This is a genomic window from Citrobacter sp. EC_71 (assembly GCF_019584005.1).
Taxonomy (GTDB): Bacteria; Pseudomonadota; Gammaproteobacteria; order Enterobacterales; family Enterobacteriaceae; genus Citrobacter; species Citrobacter werkmanii.
This window is the reverse complement of record NZ_VDAY01000010.1, coordinates 135,524-158,704: the sequence shown is the minus strand read 5'-3', so window position 1 is coordinate 158,704 and position 23,181 is coordinate 135,524. Positions and strand designations below refer to the sequence as shown.

The following is a 23,181-nucleotide window of genomic DNA, read 5'->3' as shown; positions in this document are numbered from 1 at the left end:
GCAGGCGTAGGCCGGATAAGGCGTTTATGCTGCCATCCGGCAAAAGTTTCACCGACTTTGTAAGGTTGTTTCCAGTTCCCGCTATCCTTGCTCTATGAACATTTCCTCGCCTCAGCGTTGTAGTGTAGAATGCGGCGTTTCACTTAAACAGACGTTAAGCTCAGATCAGCGACTTCTCAGAGCCTGCTCAGGCGGGCGTAAGGCACAATAATTACTCTATATGAAGAACATACGTAACTTTTCAATCATAGCTCACATCGACCACGGTAAATCGACGCTGTCTGACCGTATTATCCAGATCTGCGGTGGCCTGTCTGACCGTGAAATGGAAGCGCAGGTTCTCGACTCGATGGATCTTGAGCGTGAGCGCGGTATTACTATCAAAGCGCAGAGCGTGACGCTCGATTTCAAAGCATCTGATGGTGAAACCTATCAGCTTAACTTTATCGACACCCCGGGCCACGTCGACTTCTCATATGAAGTTTCCCGCTCGCTTGCCGCCTGTGAAGGCGCACTGCTGGTGGTTGACGCCGGGCAGGGTGTAGAAGCGCAAACGCTGGCCAACTGCTACACCGCCATGGAAATGGATCTGGAAGTGGTGCCGGTACTGAACAAAATTGACCTGCCGGCCGCTGACCCTGAGCGCGTAGCGGAAGAAATTGAAGATATCGTCGGTATCGACGCCACCGACGCAGTACGCTGCTCGGCGAAAACTGGCGTAGGTGTGACCGACGTTCTTGAACGTCTGGTGCGCGACATTCCGCCGCCGGAAGGTGATCCGGAAGGCCCGTTGCAGGCGCTGATTATCGACTCCTGGTTCGATAATTACCTGGGCGTGGTTTCGCTGGTGCGTATTAAAAACGGCACCATGCGTAAAGGTGACAAAATTAAAGTGATGAGCACCGGTCAGGTTTACAACGCCGACCGTCTGGGCATCTTCACGCCAAAACAGGTTGACCGTACCGAGCTGAAATGCGGCGAGGTAGGTTGGTTGGTTTGTGCGATTAAAGACATCCTTGGCGCCCCGGTGGGTGATACCTTAACGTCTGCGCGTAACCCGGCAGAGAAAGCGCTACCAGGTTTCAAGAAGGTGAAACCGCAGGTTTATGCCGGTCTGTTCCCGGTCAGCTCTGACGATTACGAAAACTTCCGTGATGCGCTCGGCAAGCTGAGCCTGAACGACGCTTCCTTGTTCTATGAGCCGGAAAGCTCAACCGCGCTGGGCTTTGGCTTCCGCTGCGGCTTCCTCGGCCTGTTGCACATGGAGATCATTCAGGAACGTCTGGAACGTGAATACGATCTGGATCTGATCACTACCGCGCCGACCGTAGTTTACGAAGTGGAAACCACGGCGAAGGAGACAATCTACGTCGATAGCCCGTCCAAGCTGCCGCCGCTGAACAACATCTACGAACTGCGCGAGCCGATCGCCGAGTGTCACATGCTGCTGCCGCAGGCGTACCTTGGTAACGTCATCACGCTGTGTATCGAGAAACGTGGCGTACAGACCAACATGGTTTATCACGGTAACCAGGTCGCGCTGACCTATGAAATTCCGATGGCGGAAGTGGTACTCGACTTCTTCGACCGCCTGAAGTCGACCTCCCGCGGCTATGCGTCGCTGGACTATAACTTCAAACGCTTCCAGGCGTCTGACATGGTGCGTGTTGATGTCCTCATCAACAACGAACGTGTTGATGCGCTGGCGCTGATCACTCACCGCGACAACTCCCAGAGCCGTGGCCGTGAGCTGGTCGAAAAGATGAAAGATCTGATCCCGCGCCAGCAGTTTGATATCGCGATCCAGGCGGCCATCGGCACGCACATCATCGCACGTTCAACGGTGAAGCAACTGCGTAAAAACGTTCTGGCGAAATGCTACGGTGGCGATATCAGCCGTAAGAAAAAGCTGCTGCAAAAACAGAAAGAGGGTAAAAAGCGCATGAAGCAGATCGGTAACGTCGAACTGCCGCAGGAAGCGTTCCTCGCCATTCTGCATGTCGGTAAAGACAGCAAATAATCTTAAGGAGTTGGCATGGCGAACATGTTTGCCCTGATTCTGGTGATTGCCACACTAGTGACGGGCATTTTATGGTGCGTAGATAAATTCATTTTCGCGCCAAAACGCCGGGAGCGTCAGGCAGCAGCACAAGCTGCTGCAGGTGATTCACTGGATAAAGCAACGCTGAAAAAAGTGGCCCCTAAGCCGGGCTGGCTGGAAACGGGCGCATCCGTTTTCCCGGTATTAGCTATCGTGCTGGTGGTGCGTTCGTTTATTTATGAACCGTTCCAGATCCCGTCAGGTTCGATGATGCCGACGCTGTTGATTGGCGACTTTATTCTGGTGGAGAAATTCGCCTACGGGATTAAAGATCCGATTTACCAGAAAACGTTGATCGAAACCGGCCATCCGAAACGCGGTGATATCGTGGTGTTTAAATACCCGGAAGATCCGCGCCTGGACTACATCAAACGCGCTGTCGGTTTACCGGGAGACAAAGTGACGTACGATCCGGTGGCAAAAGAGGTGACTATTCAGCCTGGTTGCAGCTCCGGTCAGGCGTGTGAAAATGCGCTGCCGGTAACCTACTCTGATGTTCAGCCCAGTGATTTTGTGCAGACCTTTGCTCGTCGTAACGGCGGGGAAGCGACCAGCGGTTTCTTTGAAGTTCCGTTGAACGAAACGAAAGAGAACGGTATTCGCCTCACCGAACGTAAAGAAACGCTCGGTGAGGTAACGCACCGCATTTTGACCGTGCCAATCGCGCAGGATCAGGTAGGGATGTACTACCGTCAGCCTGGCCAGCAGCTAGCGACCTGGATCGTCCCACCGGGACACTACTTCATGATGGGTGATAACCGTGACAATAGCGCGGACAGCCGTTACTGGGGATTTGTGCCGGAAGCGAATCTGGTGGGTAAAGCGACTGCAATCTGGATGAGCTTCGACAAGCAAGAGGGTGAATGGCCGACCGGCGTGCGTTTAAGCCGTATTGGCGGTATTCATTAATTGCTAATTATCGTTCACGTTGTCGTCACTAAGGCGACAGCGTGAATTATTTCTCGGATAAATTCCCGCAGACTAACGACATCCCTTGTCGTTGTGTATAGAATATTCCCCCGAAGTTTTAGGTTGGCACCGACAGGTTGCCACGGCACACGAAACAGCGTTGGTTTGTATACAAAAGCATTCAGACGATGCCAGATGGCTAAATGAATGGCGTATATCAGGTCTGTTTCGTGTGCTGAATTGTTGACGCATTCATTTATTGGTATCGCATGAACCCCATCGTAATTAATCGGCTTCAACGGAAGCTGGGCTACACTTTTAATCATCAGGAGCTGTTGCAGCAGGCATTAACTCACCGTAGCGCCAGCAGCAAACATAACGAGCGTTTAGAATTTTTAGGCGACTCTATTTTGAGCTTTGTCATTGCTAATGCGTTATATCACCGTTTCCCGCGTGTGGATGAAGGTGATATGAGCCGCATGCGCGCGACGCTGGTTCGCGGTAATACGCTGGCAGAATTAGCCCGTGAGTTTGACCTCGGTGAATGTTTACGTTTGGGACCAGGCGAGCTGAAAAGCGGCGGTTTCCGTCGTGAGTCGATCCTGGCGGACACCGTTGAAGCTTTGATCGGCGGCGTCTTCCTCGACAGCGATATTCAAACCGTTGAGCAACTGATCCTAAATTGGTATCAAACCCGTCTGGATGAAATTAGCCCAGGCGACAAACAAAAAGATCCGAAAACGCGCCTGCAGGAATATTTGCAGGGTCGCCACCTGCCGCTGCCGTCCTATCTGGTGGTGCAGGTCCGTGGTGAAGCTCACGATCAAGAATTTACTATCCACTGCCAGGTCAGCGGCCTGAGTGAACCGGTGGTTGGCACAGGTTCGAGCCGTCGTAAGGCTGAGCAGGCTGCCGCCGAACAGGCGTTGAAAAAACTGGAGCTGGAATGAGCATCGATAAAACTTACTGCGGATTTATTGCCATCGTCGGCCGCCCGAACGTTGGCAAATCCACCTTGTTGAATAATCTGCTTGGGCAGAAGATTTCTATTACCTCTCGTAAGGCTCAGACAACTCGTCACCGTATTGTTGGCATCCATACCGAAGGCGCGTATCAGGCGATTTATGTTGATACCCCGGGCCTGCATATGGAAGAAAAACGTGCCATTAACCGCTTGATGAACAAGGCGGCGAGCAGCTCGATTGGTGATGTTGAGCTGGTGATTTTCGTTGTGGAAGGCACTCGCTGGACGCCGGACGACGAAATGGTGCTCAACAAGCTGCGTGATGGTAAAGCCCCGGTAATTCTGGCGGTGAACAAAGTCGATAACGTTCAGGAAAAAGCCGATCTGCTGCCGCACCTGCAGTTCCTGGCCAGCCAGATGAACTTTCTCGACATCGTGCCGATCTCTGCCGAGACCGGTCTGAATGTTGATACCATTGCGGGTATCGTACGTAAGCATCTGCCGGAAGCAATTCATCACTTCCCGGAAGATTACATCACCGATCGTTCTCAGCGCTTTATGGCCTCTGAAATCATCCGTGAGAAGCTGATGCGTTTTCTGGGCGCTGAACTGCCGTATTCCGTCACCGTTGAGATTGAGCGTTTTATTTCTAACGAGCGCGGCGGCTACGATATCAACGGTCTGATCCTTGTCGAACGTGAAGGGCAGAAGAAGATGGTGATTGGCAACAAAGGGGCCAAAATTAAAACCATCGGTATTGAAGCGCGTAAAGACATGCAGGAAATGTTCGAAGCGCCTGTTCACCTCGAACTGTGGGTGAAAGTGAAATCCGGCTGGGCCGATGACGAACGCGCGCTGCGCAGCCTCGGTTACGGCGACGACCAGTAGTTTTAATACTCTATGGCTTTCGAGGTGCAGGAAGGCGGCAAGTCCGTGAATCCCCGGGAGCTTACTCTCGTAAGTGACTGGGGTGAACGGGCGCAGCCAACGCACCTGCAACTTGAAAGACGACGAGTATTATGATGGAAGGATGGCAACGCGCTTTTGTCCTGCACAGCCGCCCGTGGAGCGAAACCAGCCTCGTGCTGGACGTCTTCACGGAAGAATCGGGCCGCGTGCGCCTTGTTGCCAAAGGCGCGCGTTCCAAACGTTCTAATCTCAAAGGCGCACTCCAGCCTTTTACTCCGTTACTGCTTCGCTTTGGTGGGCGTGGTGAGGTCAAAACCTTGCGTAGCGCCGAAGCCGTCTCTCTGGCACTCCCTCTAAGCGGTATTACGTTATACAGCGGCCTGTATATCAACGAGCTTATCTCGCGCGTGCTTGAATACGAGACTCGCTTTTCTGAACTCTTTTTCGACTACCTGAACTGTATTCAGGCGCTGGCAGGCGCGACGGGGTCGCCCGAACCCGCCCTACGCCGCTTTGAACTGGCTTTACTCGGTCATCTGGGTTACGGCGTGGATTTTACCCACTGCGCGGGCAGCGGCGAGCCGGTAGATGACACCATGACCTATCGTTATCGGGAAGAGAAAGGATTTATCGCAAGCGTCGTGATTGATAACGCCACCTTTACCGGACGCCATCTGAAAGCGCTTGAGTCGCGTGAATTTCCGGATGTTGATACGCTTCGCGCTGCGAAACGCTTTACCCGCATGGCGTTAAAGCCGTATCTTGGTGGTAAGCCGTTAAAAAGCCGGGAACTGTTCCGGCAATTTATGCCAAAACGCGCAGTAAAAATTAAAAATGATTAACGAGGATTGTCATGGCTGAATTACTGTTAGGCGTCAACATTGACCACATTGCCACTTTACGTAATGCTCGCGGCACCGCATACCCGGACCCGGTTCAGGCGGCGTTTATCGTTGAACAGGCGGGCGCAGACGGCATTACTGTGCATCTGCGTGAAGACCGTCGCCATATCACCGACAGAGACGTGCGTATTCTGCGTCAGACGCTGGATACGCGTATGAATCTGGAAATGGCGGTAACCGAAGAGATGCTGGCGATTGCCGTTGAGACTAAGCCGCATTTTTGCTGCCTGGTGCCGGAAAAGCGCCAGGAAGTTACCACTGAAGGTGGTCTGGATGTCGCCGGTCAACGCGACAAGATGCGTGACGCCTGTAAACGCCTGGCGGATGCCGGCATCCTGGTTTCACTGTTTATCGATGCCGATGAAGAACAGATCAAAGCCGCTGCTGAAGTTGGCGCGCCGTTTATTGAAATTCACACCGGCTGTTACGCTGATGCGAAAACTGACGCGGAACAGGCCAGCGAACTGGCGCGTATTGCGAAAGCGGCAACTTTTGCCGCAAGCCTTGGCCTGAAGGTGAATGCGGGTCACGGTCTGACGTATCACAACGTTAAGGCCATCGCGCGGATCCCGGAAATGCACGAACTGAACATCGGTCATGCCATTATCGGACGCGCAGTGATGAGCGGTCTGAAAGACGCGGTAGTAGAAATGAAACGCCTGATGCTGGAAGCGCGTGGTTAATGGCGATTTTGGGATTAGGTACGGATATCGTGGAGATTGCCCGCATTGAAGCGGTGATCTCCCGCTCCGGTGACCGTCTGGCAAGACGCGTGCTCAGCGACAACGAATGGGCAATCTGGGAAACGCATCAGCAGCCGGTGCGTTTTCTGGCAAAGCGTTTTGCGGTTAAAGAGGCAGCAGCAAAAGCCTTTGGTACGGGTATTCGCAACGGCCTGGCGTTTAACCAGTTCGAGGTCTTTAACGATGAACTCGGTAAGCCGCGTCTGCGGTTATGGGGGGAGGCGTTAAGCCTGGCGGAAAAACTCGGCGTCGCACATATGCATGTGACGCTGGCCGATGAGCGTCACTACGCCTGCGCCACGGTGATTATTGAAAGTTAGATTTTGTCCGCGTGATGCATCTGGACGAATTTATCCCACAACTGCTCTTCACTCTCTAAATGTGCCGGATCTTTCAAAATAGTATTGGGGATCGGGCACACCTTCTGGCAGGTTGGCGTGTCATAATGGCCTACGCATTCCGTACATTTGTCACTGTTAATCTCGTAAATGCTGTCACCCATCGAAATCGCCTCATTCGGGCATTCAGGTTCGCACATATCGCAATTGATACATTTTTTAGTGATTAACAGGGCCATCAGGAAACTCTCAAAACATCACAAATCGGGCGGGCATTATACGCGCATTCTTTGCTCAGACCAGTTTTTTTACCAGCGCTTCGCTGTGACGAATGCGTTCCGGAGCATGCTCCAGATCCTGCTGCACCAGTGCCATAAACAGTAAATCGGTGAGCATCATTTGCGCATGGGTGGAGGAGATCGCGGCGCTGCGCGTGGCCTGCTCCTCGGCAATCGTATACAGACAATGACTTGCGCGTTGCTGCAGGGCATTGGGCGTAAATCCGGTGATGGCGAGAATTTTGGCCCCGGTACGCAGCGTTTCATCTGCCGCCAGATTAAGCTCGCGGCGTTCACCGGTGTACGAAATAGCCAGCAGTAGATCGCCTGGCGAAAGCGCCTGCACCGTCGCCAGCAGCGCGTGCATATCGCGTTCAACCACCGCGTTAAAACCAATCTTCAACAGCTTCCAGGCAAAATTCTGCGCTACCAGACCCGATGCGCCAATACCGGTCAGAATAATACGTCGGGCAGAGCGCAGCATCGTGACGCTCTCCAACAGTTTTTCTTCGCTGTTAATATCCAGCGTCGCATGCATCGCCGCCACGTTCTCCTTAATCAGCTTTTCACCCACCAGACGCATAGGGTCATCACCTCGGATCTGATTATGCACCGGAACAGAATGGGGGTTGGGATTGCTGGCCAGCGCTTCGCTAATCGCCAGTTTGAGTGCCGGAAATCCTTTAAAGCCTAATTTTTGCGCGAACTTCACCACGCTGGACTGGCTGACGCCCGCTTCAAAAGCCAACTGCTGTGAGCTGAGATGACGCGCGGTATCCGGCTGAGCGAGGAGATAATCCGCAAGTTTTTTATCGCTTTGCGCGAGATCCGGGTAACGCTGACGAATGCGAATTAAACAGTTCATGCTGTCTCCTGGCGAAAACGTGATGGCGATTACAAAACAAAATTTCACTCGCCTGGATGAATATAATATTCCATTATGACAGATTATTATGAATTAAAAATTCCTAAGGACCAAAAAATGAATCTCGGTGCATTAGTTTCAGAAACCCGTAATCCTCAGACCATGGATCTTGATGCGCTCTCCACGCTGGAGTTGGTTCATCGTTTTAATCAACAGGATACGCTGGTAGCAGAAGCAGTAAAAGCCACTCTTCCTGAAGTTGCGCTAGCGGTCGATGCGGCGGCTGATGCGCTTAAAGCGGGCGGACGCATTATATACATGGGCGCGGGTACCAGTGGGCGTCTTGGGGTTCTGGATGCGTCTGAATGCCCACCGACTTTCGGCGTACCGCACGGTCTGGTGGTTGGCCTGATAGCCGGAGGACCGGGCGCGTTACTGAAGGCGGTTGAAGGTGCGGAAGATAACCCGCAGTTAGGTGAAGACGATCTGCGTACGATCAACCTTACCACAGAGGATCTGGTGGTTGGTCTGGCGGCTTCAGGTCGTACGCCGTATGTGATTGGCGGGCTGAAATATGCCCGGACGGTAGGCTGTACGACGGTGGCCATTTCCTGCAATCCGGACTCTCCTATCGCGCATGAAGCGGATATTGCCATCTCCCCCGTGGTGGGGCCGGAGGCCCTGACGGGGTCTACTCGACTGAAATCCGGCACCGCGCAAAAACTGGTGCTCAATATGATCTCCACCGGTGCGATGGTGAAGTTTGGCAAGGTGTATCAGAACCTGATGGTGGATATGCAGGCCACCAACGTCAAACTGGTCGATCGGGCGTGTCGCATGGTGGTTGAAGCCACTGGTATTGCGCGTGAGCAGGCGCAAGCGCTGTTAAAGCAGACTGACTTTGAGGTTAAACCCGCCATTTTAATGGCGCTCACCGGCCTGGACGCCGCTGCCGCCCGCGAAAAGCTTGCCGCTCACCAGGGTTTTTTACGCGCGGCGTTAGAACACTAAGAGGTGTATATGGATAAGACGGCGGTGCTGGCCAGCGACATTCTGCTGGGCGTTGGCGGAGAGAAAAATATTCTGCGCCTGGAAAACTGTATGACCCGTGTCAGGGTGGAAGTCCGGGATGAGGGTCAGCTCGATGTATCCCGGCTCAAGCAACTGTCCGGCGTCAGCGGCTACGTGAAGCAGGGCGCGCAACACCAGATCATCGTCGGCCCCGGTAAAGCCGCCAGGGTGGTGGATGCTATGCGCTCCCTGATTGCCGATGACGGCGAGCGCACCGATGTACATGATATCGAGCGCACGAAGTCAGCGGCTAAAGCGAAATACAAAGCGCCGATGAGCGATGCGTTGCGTAAGCTGGCGAACGTCTTTATCCCTCTTATTCCGGCGTTTATCGCCTCCGGTTTAATTACCGGCATTATTAACATCCTTAAGCGGCCGGATATCGTCGGGGATTTTGCGACCCACTATCCGAATTTACTTGGACTGATGGGCATATTTGGCAGCGCCGTGTTTGCCATTATGAATATTCTGGTCGGGGTCAATACCGCTAAAGTCTTCGGCGGTTCTCTGGCGATGGGCGGAGTGATGGCGGGGATCCTCTCCAGCCCGCAACTGGCGCAAATTACCCTGTTTGGCGAAACGTTGCAGCCGGGGCGCGGCGGGGTAATCGCCGTGCTGTTGGTGGTAGCGTTGATGTGCTGGATCGAACGCAAATTCCGTGAACTGCTGCCGGAATCACTGGAGCTGATCCTTAACCCACTGCTGACCACCATTATTACCGGGGCTATTGCGATAGTGGCGCTGCAACCGTTGGGCGGTTGGATTTCCGAATCTATCGCTCACGGCGCATCCTGGGCTATCGATCGCGGCGGTTTTCTGGTCGGCGCTATACTGGCGGGAACCTTCCTGCCGCTGGTGCTCACCGGGCTTCATCAGGGATTAGTGCCTATCCACGTCGAACTGGTGCAGGCGCACGGTTATAACGCGCTCTTCCCAATCCTTGCAATGGCGGGTGTTGGGCAAATCGGTGCTGCGATTGCGGTGCTGATGAAAACCCGCAACGCACGACTAAAAAAGGTGATCAAAGGGGCGTTGCCGGTTGGATTATTGGGGATTGGCGAACCGCTGATTTTTGGCGTTACGCTGCCGTTGGGTAAGCCTTTTATCGGTGCCTGTCTTGGCGGAGCGGTAGGCGGGGCGCTGATAAGCTACTGGAAAGTGGCGACGGTTATCACCTTTGGTATCTCAGGATTACCGCTGGCATTAACGATTGTTACCGGAAAAGTGATGCTCTATCTGTTAGGCTATCTGGTAGCAGTTATTGCCGGGTTTCTGTTTACCTGGCTATTGGGGTTCAACGATCCAGAGGAATAAAGCTTGACCAATCACCAGCGCCGCGTTGTCTTTTTTGATTTGGATGGCACGTTACATCAGCAGGATATGTTCGGGAGTTTTATTCGTTATCTGCTGCGCCGCCAGCCGCTGAACGTGCTGCTTGTGCTGCCTCTGTTACCGGTGATTGCGCTGGCGTTGTTGATAAAAGGACGCGCGGCCCGCTGGCCAATGAGTCTGCTGTTGTGGGGATGCACTTTTGGTCGTAGCGAGGCGCGTCTGAAAGCGCACCAGGCCGATTTTGTACGTTGGTTTCGCGATAACGTGACGGCGTTTCCGCTCGTACAGCAGCGGCTGACCACTTATCTGTTGAGTTCTGACGCCGACATCTGGCTTATCACCGGTTCCCCACAGTCGCTGGTGGAGCAGGTTTACTTTGATACTCCGTGGCTACCGCGCGTCAATCTGATCGCCAGTAAAATGGCGCGGGGATACGGTGGCTGGGTGCTGCCTCTGCGCTGTCTGGGGCATGAGAAAGTGACACAGCTGGAACGCCAGATTGGCACGCCGCTGCAACTTTATAGTGGTTATAGCGACAGTAAGCAGGACAACCCGCTGCTCTCTTTTTGTCAGCATCGCTGGCGCGTCACGCCGCGTGGGGAACTGCAACAACTCGAATAGAGTAAACGATAGCGTCTGTGTATAATGCGCCCGCTTTGATTACTGGAGTTACCCCCTTTGTCTGAAGTTGAATTTTGCCACGAATACTGGATGCGTCATGCTTTAACGCTGGCTAAGCGCGCCTGGGATGAGCGTGAAGTCCCGGTGGGCGCGGTATTAGTGCATAATAACCGCGTCATTGGCGAAGGCTGGAACCGACCGATTGGTCACCATGATCCCACGGCCCATGCTGAAATTATGGCGCTGCGTCAGGGCGGCCTGGTGCTGCAAAATTACCGTCTGTTGGATGCCACGTTGTACGTCACTCTGGAGCCGTGCGTGATGTGCGCTGGCGCGATGGTGCACAGTCGTATCGGCCGGGTGGTGTTTGGCGCGCGCGATGCGAAAACGGGGGCGGCGGGTTCATTAATTGACGTGCTACATCACCCTGGAATGAATCATCGGGTTGAAGTGACAGAGGGAATCCTGCGGGATGAATGCGCCACGCTGCTCAGCGATTTCTTTCGTATGCGTCGTCAGGAAATTAAAGCCCTGAAAAAATCTGCCAATGCGTAAATGCCGGTCTGATTGCCTGATGTTTATCAGGCCGATAAGACTACTTTTCCTCTTTCTTTTGCGCTGAAAACAGCAGAGAAGGGGAGTGCGTCAGGTAGTTTGACGACGTCTGAGACAGAAACGCGGAAAGCGGGAATTTCTCTTTACTTAATAACTCCGCGGGCGACACCGCCGGGTAATCCTGCGCCAGCTGCTGCTTTTCCTGCGCCTGCTTTTCTTTTTCTTGCAGATATCCCACCAGGCTTATCTGGTATTTACGGATATTTTCCACATAGGCGTAGGCTTCATGACCACGCGCATAACCATAGGTCAGCTTGTTGTAATACGGCTTTTGACTGAGCAGCGGTAGCCGCTGTTTTACATCGGACCAGCTATTCGGATTGCCTTTGGTTTTGACCGTCAGCGCCCGTGCGTCCAGCATATGCGCATAACCCATATTGTAGGCGGCAAGCGCAAACCAGATCCGTTCTCCCTCCGGGACAGTATCCGGCACTTTACTCATCATATCCTGCAAATAACGCGCGCCGCCGCTGATGCTCTGTTCTGCATCGGTACGGTCAGTCAGCCCGAGGCTCTGGGCGGTATTTTTGGTCAACATCATCAGCCCGCGTACGCCGGTCGGGGAGGTGGCCTGCGCGTCCCAGTGCGACTCCTGATACGAGATTGCGGCAAGCAGCCGCCAGTCTATTTCTTGCGCATATTTTTCAAATAGCGGCTTAAGGTCTGGCAACACGCTATCGACGGCGCGCAAAAAGGTGCGGGTGTCGACATAGTCAAAATCATCGCCATGCCCGAGGTATTTCTCTTCCAGTCGCGCCAGAGAGCCATCTTCATTCATGGAATTAAAGAAATCCAACAAGGCGGCGGACAGAGTGTTGTCATCGTCCAGTCGACTAAACCAGGTCACCGGTTGTTCGTCGGAGACGTCCAGCGCGACGGCCAGCTCAGGGTGTACGCGTTGGTACAGGCTGATGGCGACGGAATCGGCAATGGTGTAATCCAGCTTACCGGCGATAACATCATCCAGCAGTTCAGTGGTGCCCTTTTTGTCATCCACTTTCCAGCTCAGATCGGGAAATTTTTTCTCTTTTAGCTGCTGGAGGTCGTTAACCACCACGTGCCCCGGGGCGATGGTCAGTTGGTTATCGTTCACGGTGGCCAGGGTTCGGGGGCGATATTGCCCGACCCGATACACTAACTGTTGTGAAACCGAATAATAGGTCGGGCCGGGCTGGTAATTTTTCACCCGCTCGCTGTTATACACCAGACCTGCGGCTAACAGATCTGCATCCCCGTTATCCAGGTCGTCAAACAGCTGGCTGATGTTCTGGCGCACGGTGATTTTTAACTTCACGCCTAAGTAGTTGGCGAACGCCTGGGCCAGTTCATAATCCAGACCGAATTTTTTCCCGTTGAGGGTTGCATAAGTTAATGGCGAGTCAATGGTACTGACGCGCAGTTCTCCCCGCGACTGAATGGCGGCGATACGATTTTCGGCTTTACCGAACCAAGGAATGGATGGCCAGAGGGCCGCTGCCAACAACAGCGTTAATATGCCGATGAACAGATAATTAATCTTTAATTTTTTCAATTAGTTAATTCTCTGAACCGTACGTTGTCTCTGCCTGCTGTGGTGTTGTTTAAGAAGTGAAATCGTCATTAATGAGCGGCATTTTGCTTAAACTTGCGTCAGTTGGCAACTTATTCAGAATACAGACCGCATTTGATGATAAGACGAGACCGCGATTTTATTTCGACGCAAACGGTTTCGTCGGCGCGGTAGATTCTTTATAATACCGCCCGTTTCCCCCACTTGGGCACACCGAAAGCTTAGAAGACGAGAGACTTATGATGGAAATTCTGCGTGGTTCACCTGCACTGTCTGCATTCCGTATTAACAAACTGCTGGCACGTTTTCAGGCTGCCAACCTCCAGGTCCACAATATTTACGCCGAGTACGTCCATTTTGCCGATCTGAACGCACCATTGAATGAGGATGAGCACGCACAGCTTGCACGCCTGCTGAAATATGGTCCAGCTCTTCACAGTCACGCTCCTGAGGGCAAACTGCTGCTGGTTACCCCTCGTCCGGGCACCATCTCCCCGTGGTCTTCTAAAGCGACTGATATTGCCCATAATTGCGGCCTACAACAGATTAGCCGCCTGGAACGTGGCGTTGCTTATTATGTCGAAGCTTCTACGCTGACTGCGGAGCAGTGGCAGGAGGTTGCCGACGTACTGCACGACCGCATGATGGAAACGGTTTTCTCTGCGCTAAACGATGCCGAAAAACTGTTTGCGCATCACCAGCCTGCGCCGGTCTCCAGCGTCGATCTGCTGGGTGAGGGACGCCAGGCGCTGATCGACGCTAACCTGCGTCTGGGTCTGGCGCTGGCGGAAGACGAAATCGACTATCTGCAGGATGCGTTCAGCAAACTGGGGCGCAACCCGAACGACATCGAATTGTATATGTTTGCGCAGGCTAACTCTGAGCACTGCCGCCACAAGATTTTTAACGCCGACTGGGTTATCGACGGTAAACAGCAGCCGAAGTCGCTGTTTAAGATGATCAAAAATACCTTTGAAACCACGCCGGACCACGTGCTGTCTGCCTATAAAGACAACGCTGCGGTGATGGAAGGTTCTGAAGTCGGACGTTACTTTGCCGACCACGAAACCGGTCGCTACGATTTCCATCAGGAGCCAGCCCATATCCTGATGAAGGTAGAAACCCATAACCACCCAACCGCCATCTCTCCATGGCCGGGCGCGGCAACCGGATCCGGCGGTGAAATTCGTGATGAAGGCGCTACCGGGCGCGGCGCGAAGCCGAAAGCCGGGCTGGTGGGCTTCTCTGTTTCCAACCTGCGTATTCCTGGCTTCGAACAGCCGTGGGAAGAAGATTTCGGCAAACCGGAACGTATCGTTACCGCGCTGGATATCATGACCGATGGCCCGCTGGGCGGTGCGGCGTTCAACAACGAATTTGGTCGCCCGGCGCTGACCGGCTACTTCCGTACCTACGAAGAGAAGGTTAACAGCCACAACGGTGAAGAGCTGCGCGGCTACCACAAACCGATTATGCTGGCGGGCGGGATCGGCAACATCCGTGCCGATCACGTGCAGAAAGGCGAGATCGTCGTCGGCGCGAAGCTGATCGTTCTCGGCGGCCCGGCGATGAACATCGGCCTCGGCGGCGGGGCCGCGTCCTCTATGGCCTCTGGTCAGTCTGATGCCGACCTCGACTTCGCCTCCGTACAACGCGATAACCCGGAAATGGAACGCCGCTGTCAGGAAGTTATCGACCGCTGCTGGCAGATGGGCGATGCCAACCCGATTCTGTTTATTCACGACGTCGGTGCGGGCGGTTTGTCTAACGCCATGCCGGAGCTGGTCAGCGATGGCGGTCGCGGCGGTAAATTCCAGTTGCGCGATATCCTCAGCGACGAGCCGGGTATGAGCCCGCTGGAAATCTGGTGTAACGAATCTCAGGAGCGCTACGTGCTGGCGATTGCCGCTGACCAGTTGCCGCTGTTTGACGAGCTGTGTAAGCGTGAGCGCGCGCCGTACGCGGTGATTGGCGAAGCCACCGAAGAGCAGCATCTGACCCTGAGCGACAGCCACTTCGACAATCAGCCGATCGATATGCCGCTGGACGTGCTGCTGGGCAAAACGCCGAAGATGACCCGCGACGTGCAGACGCTGAAAGCTAAGGGCGATGCCCTGAATCGTGGCGAAATCTCGATTGCAGATGCGGTGAACCGCGTACTGCACCTGCCGACGGTCGCTGAGAAAACGTTTCTCGTAACCATCGGCGACCGTACCGTTACCGGTATGGTGGCGCGTGACCAGATGGTCGGGCCGTGGCAGATCCCCGTGGCTAACTGTGCCGTGACCACCGCCAGCCTTGATAGCTACTATGGTGAAGCGATGTCTATCGGCGAACGTGCGCCAGTCGCTCTGCTGGACTTCGCAGCTTCTGCCCGTCTGGCTGTAGGTGAAGCGCTGACTAACATCGCGGCAACGCAGATTGGCGACATCAAACGCATTAAACTCTCCGCAAACTGGATGGCGGCCGCGGGTCACCCGGGTGAAGATGCTGGGCTATACGAAGCGGTAAAAGCCGTCGGGGAAGAATTGTGTCCGGCGCTTGGCCTGACTATTCCGGTAGGTAAAGACTCGATGTCGATGAAAACCCGCTGGCAGGAAGGCAACGAGCAGCGAGAAATGACCTCGCCGTTGTCGCTGGTGATCACCGCTTTTGCCCGCGTGGAAGATGTGCGTCACACTATTACTCCACAGCTCTCTACTGAAGATAATGCCCTGTTGTTAATTGACCTTGGTCTGGGCCACAACGCACTGGGCGCAACGGCGCTGGCGCAGGTTTACCGTCAACTGGGCGACAAACCGGCCGACGTACGTGACGTGGCGCAGTTGAAAGGCTTCTACGACGCCATTCAGGCGGTGGTCGCACAGCGCAAGCTGCTGGCCTACCACGACCGCTCCGACGGTGGCTTGCTGGTGACGCTGGCGGAAATGGCTTTCACCGGGCACTGTGGTATTGAGGCTGATATCAGCACCCTGGGCGACGATCTTCTGGCAGCGCTGTTTAACGAAGAACTGGGCGCGGTGATCCAGGTTCGCGCCGCTGACCGTGATGCGGTGGAAGCCATTCTGGCGGCCAACGGCCTGGCAGACTGCGTACACTACCTCGGCAAAGCCGTCGAAGGCGACCGCTTCACTCTCTCCGCTAATGGACAGTCTGTGTTCAGCGAAAGCCGTACCACCCTGCGTATGTGGTGGGCAGAAACCACCTGGCAGATGCAGCGTCTGCGCGACAACCCGGAATGCGCCGATCAGGAACACGACGCTAAAACCAACGACGCCGATCCAGGCCTCAACGTTAAACTGACGTTCGATATCAATGACGATGTTGCCGCGCCGTATATCGCCACCGGCGCACGTCCAAAAGTCGCTGTACTGCGCGAGCAGGGGGTGAACTCCCACGTCGAGATGGCGGCAGCTTTCCACCGTGCGGGCTTCGATGCTATCGACGTACACATGAGCGATCTGCTGGGCGGGCGTATCGGTCTGGGGAATTTCCAGGCGTTGGTAGCCTGCGGCGGCTTCTCTTACGGTGATGTGCTTGGCGCCGGGGAGGGCTGGGCGAAGTCGATTCTGTTCAACAACCGTGTACGTGACGAGTTTGAAACCTTCTTCCATCGTCCGCAAACGCTGGCGCTTGGGGTGTGTAACGGTTGTCAGATGATGTCTAACCTGCGCGAGCTGATCCCGGGCAGCGACCTGTGGCCGCGCTTTGTGCGTAACCACTCCGATCGTTTTGAAGCCCGCTTCAGCCTGGTCGAAGTGACGCAAAGCCCATCTTTACTGCTCAGCGATATGGTTGGATCAATGATGCCGATTGCCGTTTCTCACGGTGAAGGCCGTGTGGAAGTGCGTGACGACGCGCATCTGGCTCAGCTTGAGAGCAAAGGCCTGGTGGCGCTGCGCTACGTTGATAACTTCGGTAAGGTGACCGAAACCTACCCGGCTAACCCGAACGGTTCACCGAACGGTATTACTGCCGTTACCACTGAAAATGGCCGCGTCACCATTATGATGCCGCACCCGGAACGTGTGTTCCGCACGGTGGCTAACTCCTGGCACCCGGAAAACTGGGGCGAGGACAGCCCGTGGATGCGTATTTTCCGTAACGCGCGTAAACAGCTCGGTTAATTAGCCTGATAGCCATAAAGCCCCTCTTCGTGAGGGGCTTTTTTTGCCTGTCTCTCTGTACGCCGCCATCCGGCAATAAACTCAGCGCTTGCACCGCAAAATTAAAGTGTCGGGAAACCCCGACATAGGTGGGAGTAGGCTGTCGCCAAAAAGAGACGTTTAACTATTTGATTTAAAATGGTTTTGTTTTTATGTGCTACAGGTGTTGCTGATTGGCGACAGGAAGTGCAAAAAAACGGCAGAACCATTTTTAACGTGAATAACGATATTTTTCATATCTATCATTGTGTTAACAAAGTGTTTTGAATATTGGCACAGATACTGCATAATATTAACCAGTGGCTCATTCACCTTCTTATGTCAGCCCCTTCGGGAAGCGCTACATAAACTTCGAATGACGCACAACAAGGTGCCTGCCGTCCAACATCTGATATTAGCATGGCTCATATCAACCTCCGGGCGAAACGTCGAGTTAGGCACCGCCTTATTCCACAACAAAGCCGGGTTAATCCCGGCTTTGTTGTATCTGGCGTTCCCCTCAGTTAGCATCAAGTTATTCCTGTCCAATGAGAGTAACGCCTTGAAGCGCTGGTCAGTTTTCCCCCGATCTTTACGTCAATTGGTTATGTTGGCATTCTTGCTGATTCTGCTGCCGTTGTTAGTTCTGGCCTGGCAGGCGTGGCAAAGCCTGAATGCTTTGAGCGCGCAGGCGGCGCTGACGAACCGCACCACGCTGATTGACGCCAGACGCAGTGAGGCGATGACCAACGCAGCGCTGGAGATGGAGCGTAGCTACCGGCAGTATTGTGTGCTTGATGATTCAACGTTGGCAAAGGTCTACCAGAGTCAGCGTAAACGCTATAGCGACATGCTGGATGCGCATGCGGGCGTGTTGCCGGATACCAAGCTTTATCAGGCATTACGTCAGGATCTCAACGACCTCGCGCAATTACAGTGCAATAACAGCGGTCCAGATAGCGTAGCGGCAGCCCGGCTGGAAGCGTTCGCCAATGCCAATACCGAGATGGTACAAGCAACGCGCACCGTGGTCTTTTCTCGTGGCCAGCAGCTACAGCAGGAAATTGCCGAACGTGGGCAGTTCTTTGGCTGGCAGGCGCTGGTGCTGTTTCTCGTCAGTCTGGCGATGGTACTGCTGTTCACTCGCATGATTATCGGCCCGGTGAAAGGCATAGAAAGGATGATCAATCGGCTGGGGGAAGGGCGTTCACTGGGCGACAGCGTATTATTTACCGGGCCGCGTGAGCTGAGGTCTGTCAGTCAGCGCATTATCTGGTTGAGCGAACGTCTTTCCTGGCTTGAGTCGCAACGGCATCAGTTTTTACGTCATCTTTCCCATGAGCTGAAAACGCCGCTGGCGAGTATGCGCGAAGGGACGGAGTTGCTGGCCGATCAGGTTGTGGGACCGCTAACGCCGGAGCAAAAAGAGGTGGTCGGTATTCTGGATGACAGCAGCCGTAACCTGCAAAAACTGATTGAGCAGCTTCTTGATTACAACCGCAAGCTGGCTGATGACGAGGTGGAACTTGACAGTGTGGAAATCGCGCCGCTGGTGGAAAGCGTTGTTTCTGCGCATAGCCTGCCCGCTCGCGCCAAAATGATACATACTGATGTTGCGCTTGCGGTGTACACCTGCCTGGCAGAACCGATGCTGTTGATGAGCGTGCTGGACAATCTTTATTCCAATGCGGTGCACTATGGTGCTGAATCCGGTAACATTTGGATCCGCAGCAGTTTGCATGGCTCAACGGTATACATCGATGTAATGAATACCGGCACACCGATCCCAGAAGCAGAACAGACCATGATCTTCGAGCCTTTTTTCCAGGGTAGCCATCAGCGAAAAGGGGCGGTAAAAGGAAGCGGGTTGGGGCTGAGCATTGCCAGAGATTGCATCCGCCGTATGCGAGGCAAACTGTATCTGGTTGATGACTATGCGCAAAGTGTTTGCTTTCGCATAGAATTGCCGCTATCTGCTGCAAAAAATCACTAAAATAAACCTAAGTCTGGTGAGTATGCCACACGTTGTTGTCCGAATGCTTAAACGACATTTTTTCCGTCGAGTCATGCTTATGAGCCTGCCGTGTCTGGCGCTGGCCGGGTGCGTGCCGAATGCGGTGAATCATGTTACCGGCGATCCCTCGCAGGAGAAAATCCCGCCTTACCAACTGGCGGACTATCTTGCAACCGAGTGTACGGATATCTGGTCACTGGCGGGCCAGCCCACAGAGACTAATCCACTGTACTGGCTGCGGGCCATGGATTGCGCCAATCGCCTGATGCCGGTGCAGGCGCGCAGTGAAGCCAGTATGATGATGCCAGATACCTGGCAGGGGGCTTTCAGACGCGGGATTCTGCTGGATAACGCTAACATTACGCCACCTGAAAGGCGGGAAGCTGTTTCGCGCCTCGAGGCATTAAGTCCACAAATTCCGCCGCAAGTCAGACCCCTGTATCAGGTCTGGCTCAGCAACCAAACGCTACAATTACAGCTTGCCGAAGAGCGTATGCGCTACAGTAAACTCCAGCAAACATCGGACAGCGATCTGGACACGCTGCGTCAACAGCAGCAGCATTTGCAGTCCCAGCTCGATCTCACGACCCGTAAGCTGGAGAATCTGACTGATATAGAACGTCAGCTTTCCACGCGCAAACCTGCCGGCAGCTACAATCCTGACGCGCCGCACGGAAATGATAAACTCACCACGCCTGATAACGAGGATGGCACTGCGCCATCTGCCGATGAGGTCACACCATGATAAGCCGTAAGCCCGCACATCTGCTGCTGGTGGATGACGATCCGGGCCTGTTGAAATTGCTCGGTATGCGACTGACCAGCGAAGGCTACAGCGTCGTAACCGCAGAAAGTGGGCAGGAAGGGTTACGGGTGCTGAACCGCGAAAAAGTGGATCTGGTTATCAGTGACCTGCGCATGGATGAAATGGACGGCATGCAGCTGTTTACTGAAATCCAGAAAGTGCAGCCTGGAATGCCGGTTATTATCCTCACTGCTCACGGTTCCATCCCTGACGCCGTTGCCGCGACGCAGCAAGGGGTTTTCAGTTTTCTCACCAAGCCAGTTGATAAAGACGCGTTATACCAGGCGATTGATGGCGCATTGGAACAGTCTGCGCCAGCCACGGATGACAGCTGGCGTGAGTCCATCGTCACCCGCAGTCCGCTGATGCTGCGTTTGTTAGAACAGGCGCGGATGGTCGCGCAATCAGATGTTAGCGTATTGATTAACGGTCAGAGCGGAACCGGGAAAGAGGTGTTTGCCCAGGCGATTCATAATGCCAGCCCGCGTAGTCACAAGCCTTTTATTGCCATTAACTGTGGCGCGTTACCGGAACAACTGCTGGAGTCCGAACTGTTTGGCCATGCGCGCGGTGCCTTTACCGGGGCGGTAAGCAATCGTGAGGGCCTGTTTCAGGCGGCGGAAGGCGGGACGCTGTTTCTTGATGAGATTGGCGATATGCCCGCGCCGTTACAGGTCAAATTGCTGCGCGTTTTACAGGAGCGCAAGGTTAGGCCGCTGGGCAGTAACCGCGATATCGACATTGATGTGCGCATTATATCCGCTACCCACCGCGACCTGCCGAAAGCGATGGCGCGGGGCGAGTTTCGCGAAGATTTGTATTATCGCCTCAACGTGGTAAGCCTGAAGATCCCGGCGCTGGCCGAGCGTACGGAAGATATTCCGTTGCTGGCAAACCATCTGCTGCGTCAGTCTGCAGAACGGCATAAGCCGTTTGTGCGCGCCTTTTCTACCGACGCCATGAAGCGCTTGATGACCGCCAGTTGGCCGGGCAACGTGCGTCAGTTGGTCAACGTGATCGAGCAGTGCGTGGCCTTGACCTCTTCGCCGGTGATCAGCGATGCGCTGGTGGAGCAGGCCCTGGAAGGGGAGAACACCGCGCTGCCGACGTTTGTTGAAGCGCGCAATCAGTTTGAACTCAACTACCTGCGCAAGCTGCTGCAAATCACAAAAGGCAATGTGACCCACGCGGCGCGAATGGCGGGGCGCAACCGCACCGAATTCTACAAGTTGCTCTCTCGCCATGAGCTGGATGCAAACGATTTCAAAGAATAAATCTGCGGATTATGTTAGTTTTATTCGATCAAAAGACAGGCGACCTTTTCAAGGAATAGCATGAAAAAGATTGATGCGATTATTAAACCTTTCAAGCTGGACGACGTCCGTGAAGCGCTGGCTGAAGTCGGCATTACCGGTATGACAGTGACAGAAGTGAAAGGGTTTGGCCGCCAGAAAGGCCATACCGAGTTGTACCGTGGTGCGGAATACATGGTGGATTTTCTGCCGAAGGTAAAAATTGAAATTGTGGTTCCCGACGACATCGTCGATACCTGCGTTGACACCATTATTCGTACCGCGCAGACCGGTAAAATCGGTGACGGTAAGATTTTTGTTTTCGACGTGGCGCGTGTTATTCGTATTCGTACCGGTGAAGAAGACGACGCGGCAATCTAAGCCGCGTCATGCTTGCCGGATGGGCGGTGTCACCTTATCCGACCTACAACACCCCGTAGGCCGGATAAGCGCAGCGCCATCCGGTATGACGTAATTACAATACTTTATGCGGGCCAAAGCATTCGTAATGAATGTTCTCGTTTTTCACGCCCAGACCGACCAGTTGCTTCGCGGCGAACTGCATAAAGCCGACCGGGCCGCACAGATAAAACTGCATTGCCGGATCGCTGATTGTCCCTTCCAGTTTGTTCAGATCCATCAGACCAATACTATCAAACGCACCTTTCGCGCGATCGGCTTCGTTTGGCTCACGATACCAGGTATGTGCGCTAAAGCGTGGTAGCGTTTCGCCAAGTGCTTTTACTTCATCGGCGAAAGCATGTACATCGCCATTTTCCGCCGCGTGGAACCAGTTTACCTGCGCCGTATGATTGGCCTTCGCCAGCGTATCCAGCATCGCCAGCATCGGGGTCTGACCCACGCCTGCGGAAATCAGCGACACCGGCGTATCGGTCGCGACGTCCATAAAGAAATCGCCTGCAGGCGCGGCTAAGTGAACTACATCGCCGACATTGGCGTGGTTATGTAGCCAGGTTGAAACCTGACCACCATCCTCGCGCTTCACGGCAATACGGTAGCCTTTGCCATCGGGTTTACGGGTCAGTGAGTACTGACGAATTTCCTGATGCGGGAAACCTTCTGGTTTCAGCCAGACGCCCAGGTATTGACCCGGATGGTATTCAGCCACTGCGCCGCCGTCGACGGGTTCAAACTCAAAGCTGGTAATCGCGCGGCTTTGCGGCGTTTTCGCCACGATACGGAAAGGACGCGTACCTTCCCAACCGCCGGTTTTGCTGGCGTTTTCGCTGTAGATTTGCGCTTCACGGTTAATAAACACGCCCGCCAGCACGCCGTATGCTTTGCCCCACGCATCCAGCACTTCCTGGCCCGGGCTGAACATTTCGTCCAGCGTGGCCAGCAGGTGACTTCCTACGATGTTGTACTGCTCTGGTTTAATCTGGAAGCTGGTATGTTTCTGCGCGATTTTCTCAACGGCTGGCAACAGTGCTGCCAGGTTGTCGATGTTGCTGGCATACGCGGCAATGGCGTTAAACAGCGCTTCACGTTGGTCGCCATTGCGCTGGTTACTCATGTTGAAAATTTCTTTCAGCTCTGGGTTATGCGTAAACATGCGATCGTAGAAATGGGCGGTCAGCTTCGGGCCTGTTTCAACCAGCAGGGGAATGGTGGCTTTCACTGTAGCGATGGTTTGTGCGTCAAGCATACGGTCTTCCTTTATCTGAAACTTTAATGATGTATGTCAAATGCATCTTATAAAAAATACCC

20 protein-coding genes are annotated in these 23,181 nt (G+C 54.1%); 16 read left to right on the top strand and 4 right to left on the bottom strand.

All coding sequences use genetic code 11. The features are described 5' to 3' along the window. Window positions 1–220: 220 nt before the first annotated feature. The 7 genes from lepA (at window position 221) to acpS (ending at window position 6,848) form a co-directional block, all read left to right on the top strand. Window positions 221–2,020: a translation elongation factor 4 gene (gene lepA, locus FHD02_RS13245; RefSeq protein ID WP_038642706.1), complete on the top strand. Its 1,800-nt coding sequence runs from the start codon at window positions 221–223 to the stop codon at window positions 2,018–2,020. 15 nt (window positions 2,021–2,035) lie between these two features. Then, window positions 2,036–3,010 carry a signal peptidase I gene (gene lepB, locus FHD02_RS13240; RefSeq protein ID WP_038642704.1) on the top strand — a complete coding sequence of 325 codons (975 nt, stop codon included), beginning with the start codon at window positions 2,036–2,038 and terminating at the stop codon, window positions 3,008–3,010. A gap of 269 nt (window positions 3,011–3,279) precedes the next feature. After that, window positions 3,280–3,960: a ribonuclease III gene (gene rnc, locus FHD02_RS13235; protein ID WP_003037579.1), complete on the top strand. Its 681-nt coding sequence runs from the start codon at window positions 3,280–3,282 to the stop codon at window positions 3,958–3,960. Further along, window positions 3,957–4,862, top strand: a complete 906-nt coding sequence (gene era / locus FHD02_RS13230; protein WP_110497136.1) for a GTPase Era — start codon at window positions 3,957–3,959, stop codon at window positions 4,860–4,862. Before rnc ends, era begins: the two co-directional genes overlap by 4 nt. 134 nt (window positions 4,863–4,996) lie before the next feature. Continuing rightward, entirely contained in the window at window positions 4,997–5,725 is a 729-nt protein-coding gene (gene recO, locus FHD02_RS13225) for a DNA repair protein RecO (RefSeq protein WP_042306658.1), read from the top strand. 11 nt (window positions 5,726–5,736) lie between these two features. Next, window positions 5,737–6,468 carry a pyridoxine 5'-phosphate synthase gene (pdxJ, locus tag FHD02_RS13220; RefSeq protein ID WP_003838383.1) on the top strand — a complete coding sequence of 244 codons (732 nt, stop codon included), beginning with the start codon at window positions 5,737–5,739 and terminating at the stop codon, window positions 6,466–6,468. Further along, window positions 6,468–6,848 (top strand): holo-ACP synthase, encoded by a 381-nt coding sequence (acpS, locus tag FHD02_RS13215; protein WP_137360552.1) that lies wholly within the window; start codon window positions 6,468–6,470, stop codon window positions 6,846–6,848. Before pdxJ ends, acpS begins: the two co-directional genes overlap by 1 nt. Here acpS and FHD02_RS13210 read toward each other — a convergent pair. Both FHD02_RS13210 and FHD02_RS13205 read right to left on the bottom strand, forming a co-directional pair. Continuing rightward, the gene (locus tag FHD02_RS13210) at window positions 6,845–7,105 is read right to left on the bottom strand and encodes a YfhL family 4Fe-4S dicluster ferredoxin (RefSeq protein ID WP_038642696.1); all 261 of its coding nucleotides are present in this window, start codon (window positions 7,103–7,105) and stop codon (window positions 6,845–6,847) included. The two genes, acpS and FHD02_RS13210, sit on opposite strands and share 4 nt — an antisense overlap. A gap of 55 nt (window positions 7,106–7,160) precedes the next feature. After that, window positions 7,161–8,009: a MurR/RpiR family transcriptional regulator gene (locus tag FHD02_RS13205; protein WP_042306662.1), complete on the bottom strand. Its 849-nt coding sequence runs from the start codon at window positions 8,007–8,009 to the stop codon at window positions 7,161–7,163. A gap of 117 nt (window positions 8,010–8,126) precedes the next feature. On the opposite strand from FHD02_RS13205, the gene murQ reads away from it, so the two are divergent. Genes murQ through tadA form a run of 4 tightly spaced genes read left to right on the top strand, consistent with a single transcriptional unit; the run spans window position 8,127 to window position 11,588 of the window. After that, complete coding sequence (murQ, locus tag FHD02_RS13200; RefSeq protein WP_079223086.1) at window positions 8,127–9,020, top strand: N-acetylmuramic acid 6-phosphate etherase; 894 nt, start codon at window positions 8,127–8,129, stop codon at window positions 9,018–9,020. 9 nt (window positions 9,021–9,029) lie between these two features. Beyond that, on the top strand, window positions 9,030–10,394 hold the full coding sequence (locus tag FHD02_RS13195; protein ID WP_137349366.1) for a PTS transporter subunit EIIC: 1,365 nt from the start codon (window positions 9,030–9,032) through the stop codon (window positions 10,392–10,394). Window positions 10,395–10,397: 3 nt separating this feature from the next. Beyond that, window positions 10,398–11,033, top strand: coding sequence for a phosphatidylglycerophosphatase C (yfhb, locus tag FHD02_RS13190; RefSeq protein WP_137371291.1), 636 nt, complete (start codon window positions 10,398–10,400; stop codon window positions 11,031–11,033). Window positions 11,034–11,090: 57 nt separating this feature from the next. Continuing rightward, the gene (gene tadA, locus FHD02_RS13185) at window positions 11,091–11,588 is read left to right on the top strand and encodes a tRNA adenosine(34) deaminase TadA (RefSeq protein WP_137371292.1); all 498 of its coding nucleotides are present in this window, start codon (window positions 11,091–11,093) and stop codon (window positions 11,586–11,588) included. 40 nt (window positions 11,589–11,628) lie between these two features. On the opposite strand, the gene mltF is transcribed toward tadA, so the two are convergent. Beyond that, on the bottom strand, window positions 11,629–13,179 hold the full coding sequence (gene mltF, locus FHD02_RS13180; RefSeq protein ID WP_042306672.1) for a membrane-bound lytic murein transglycosylase MltF: 1,551 nt from the start codon (window positions 13,177–13,179) through the stop codon (window positions 11,629–11,631). A gap of 257 nt (window positions 13,180–13,436) precedes the next feature. On the opposite strand from mltF, the gene purL reads away from it, so the two are divergent. The 5 genes from purL (at window position 13,437) to glnB (ending at window position 21,834) form a co-directional block, all read left to right on the top strand. Beyond that, the gene (purL, locus tag FHD02_RS13175; protein ID WP_220393951.1) at window positions 13,437–17,324 is read left to right on the top strand and encodes a phosphoribosylformylglycinamidine synthase; all 3,888 of its coding nucleotides are present in this window, start codon (window positions 13,437–13,439) and stop codon (window positions 17,322–17,324) included. Between the two features lie 580 nt (window positions 17,325–17,904). After that, window positions 17,905–19,335, top strand: coding sequence for a two component system sensor histidine kinase QseE/GlrK (gene qseE / locus FHD02_RS13170; RefSeq protein ID WP_220393955.1), 1,431 nt, complete (start codon window positions 17,905–17,907; stop codon window positions 19,333–19,335). Window positions 19,336–19,357: 22 nt separating this feature from the next. After that, window positions 19,358–20,101, top strand: coding sequence for a two-component system QseEF-associated lipoprotein QseG (qseG, locus tag FHD02_RS13165; RefSeq protein ID WP_220393950.1), 744 nt, complete (start codon window positions 19,358–19,360; stop codon window positions 20,099–20,101). Further along, a complete protein-coding gene (gene glrR, locus FHD02_RS13160; protein ID WP_304701307.1) occupies window positions 20,101–21,435 on the top strand; it encodes a two-component system response regulator GlrR in 1,335 nt (444 codons plus the stop codon). Before qseG ends, glrR begins: the two co-directional genes overlap by 1 nt. Window positions 21,436–21,495: 60 nt before the next feature. After that, window positions 21,496–21,834: a nitrogen regulatory protein P-II gene (glnB, locus tag FHD02_RS13155; protein WP_000717694.1), complete on the top strand. Its 339-nt coding sequence runs from the start codon at window positions 21,496–21,498 to the stop codon at window positions 21,832–21,834. Between the two features lie 94 nt (window positions 21,835–21,928). On the opposite strand, the gene hmpA is transcribed toward glnB, so the two are convergent. Further along, window positions 21,929–23,119, bottom strand: a complete 1,191-nt coding sequence (gene hmpA / locus FHD02_RS13150) for an NO-inducible flavohemoprotein (RefSeq protein ID WP_220393949.1) — start codon at window positions 23,117–23,119, stop codon at window positions 21,929–21,931. Window positions 23,120–23,181: the final 62 nt, after the last annotated feature.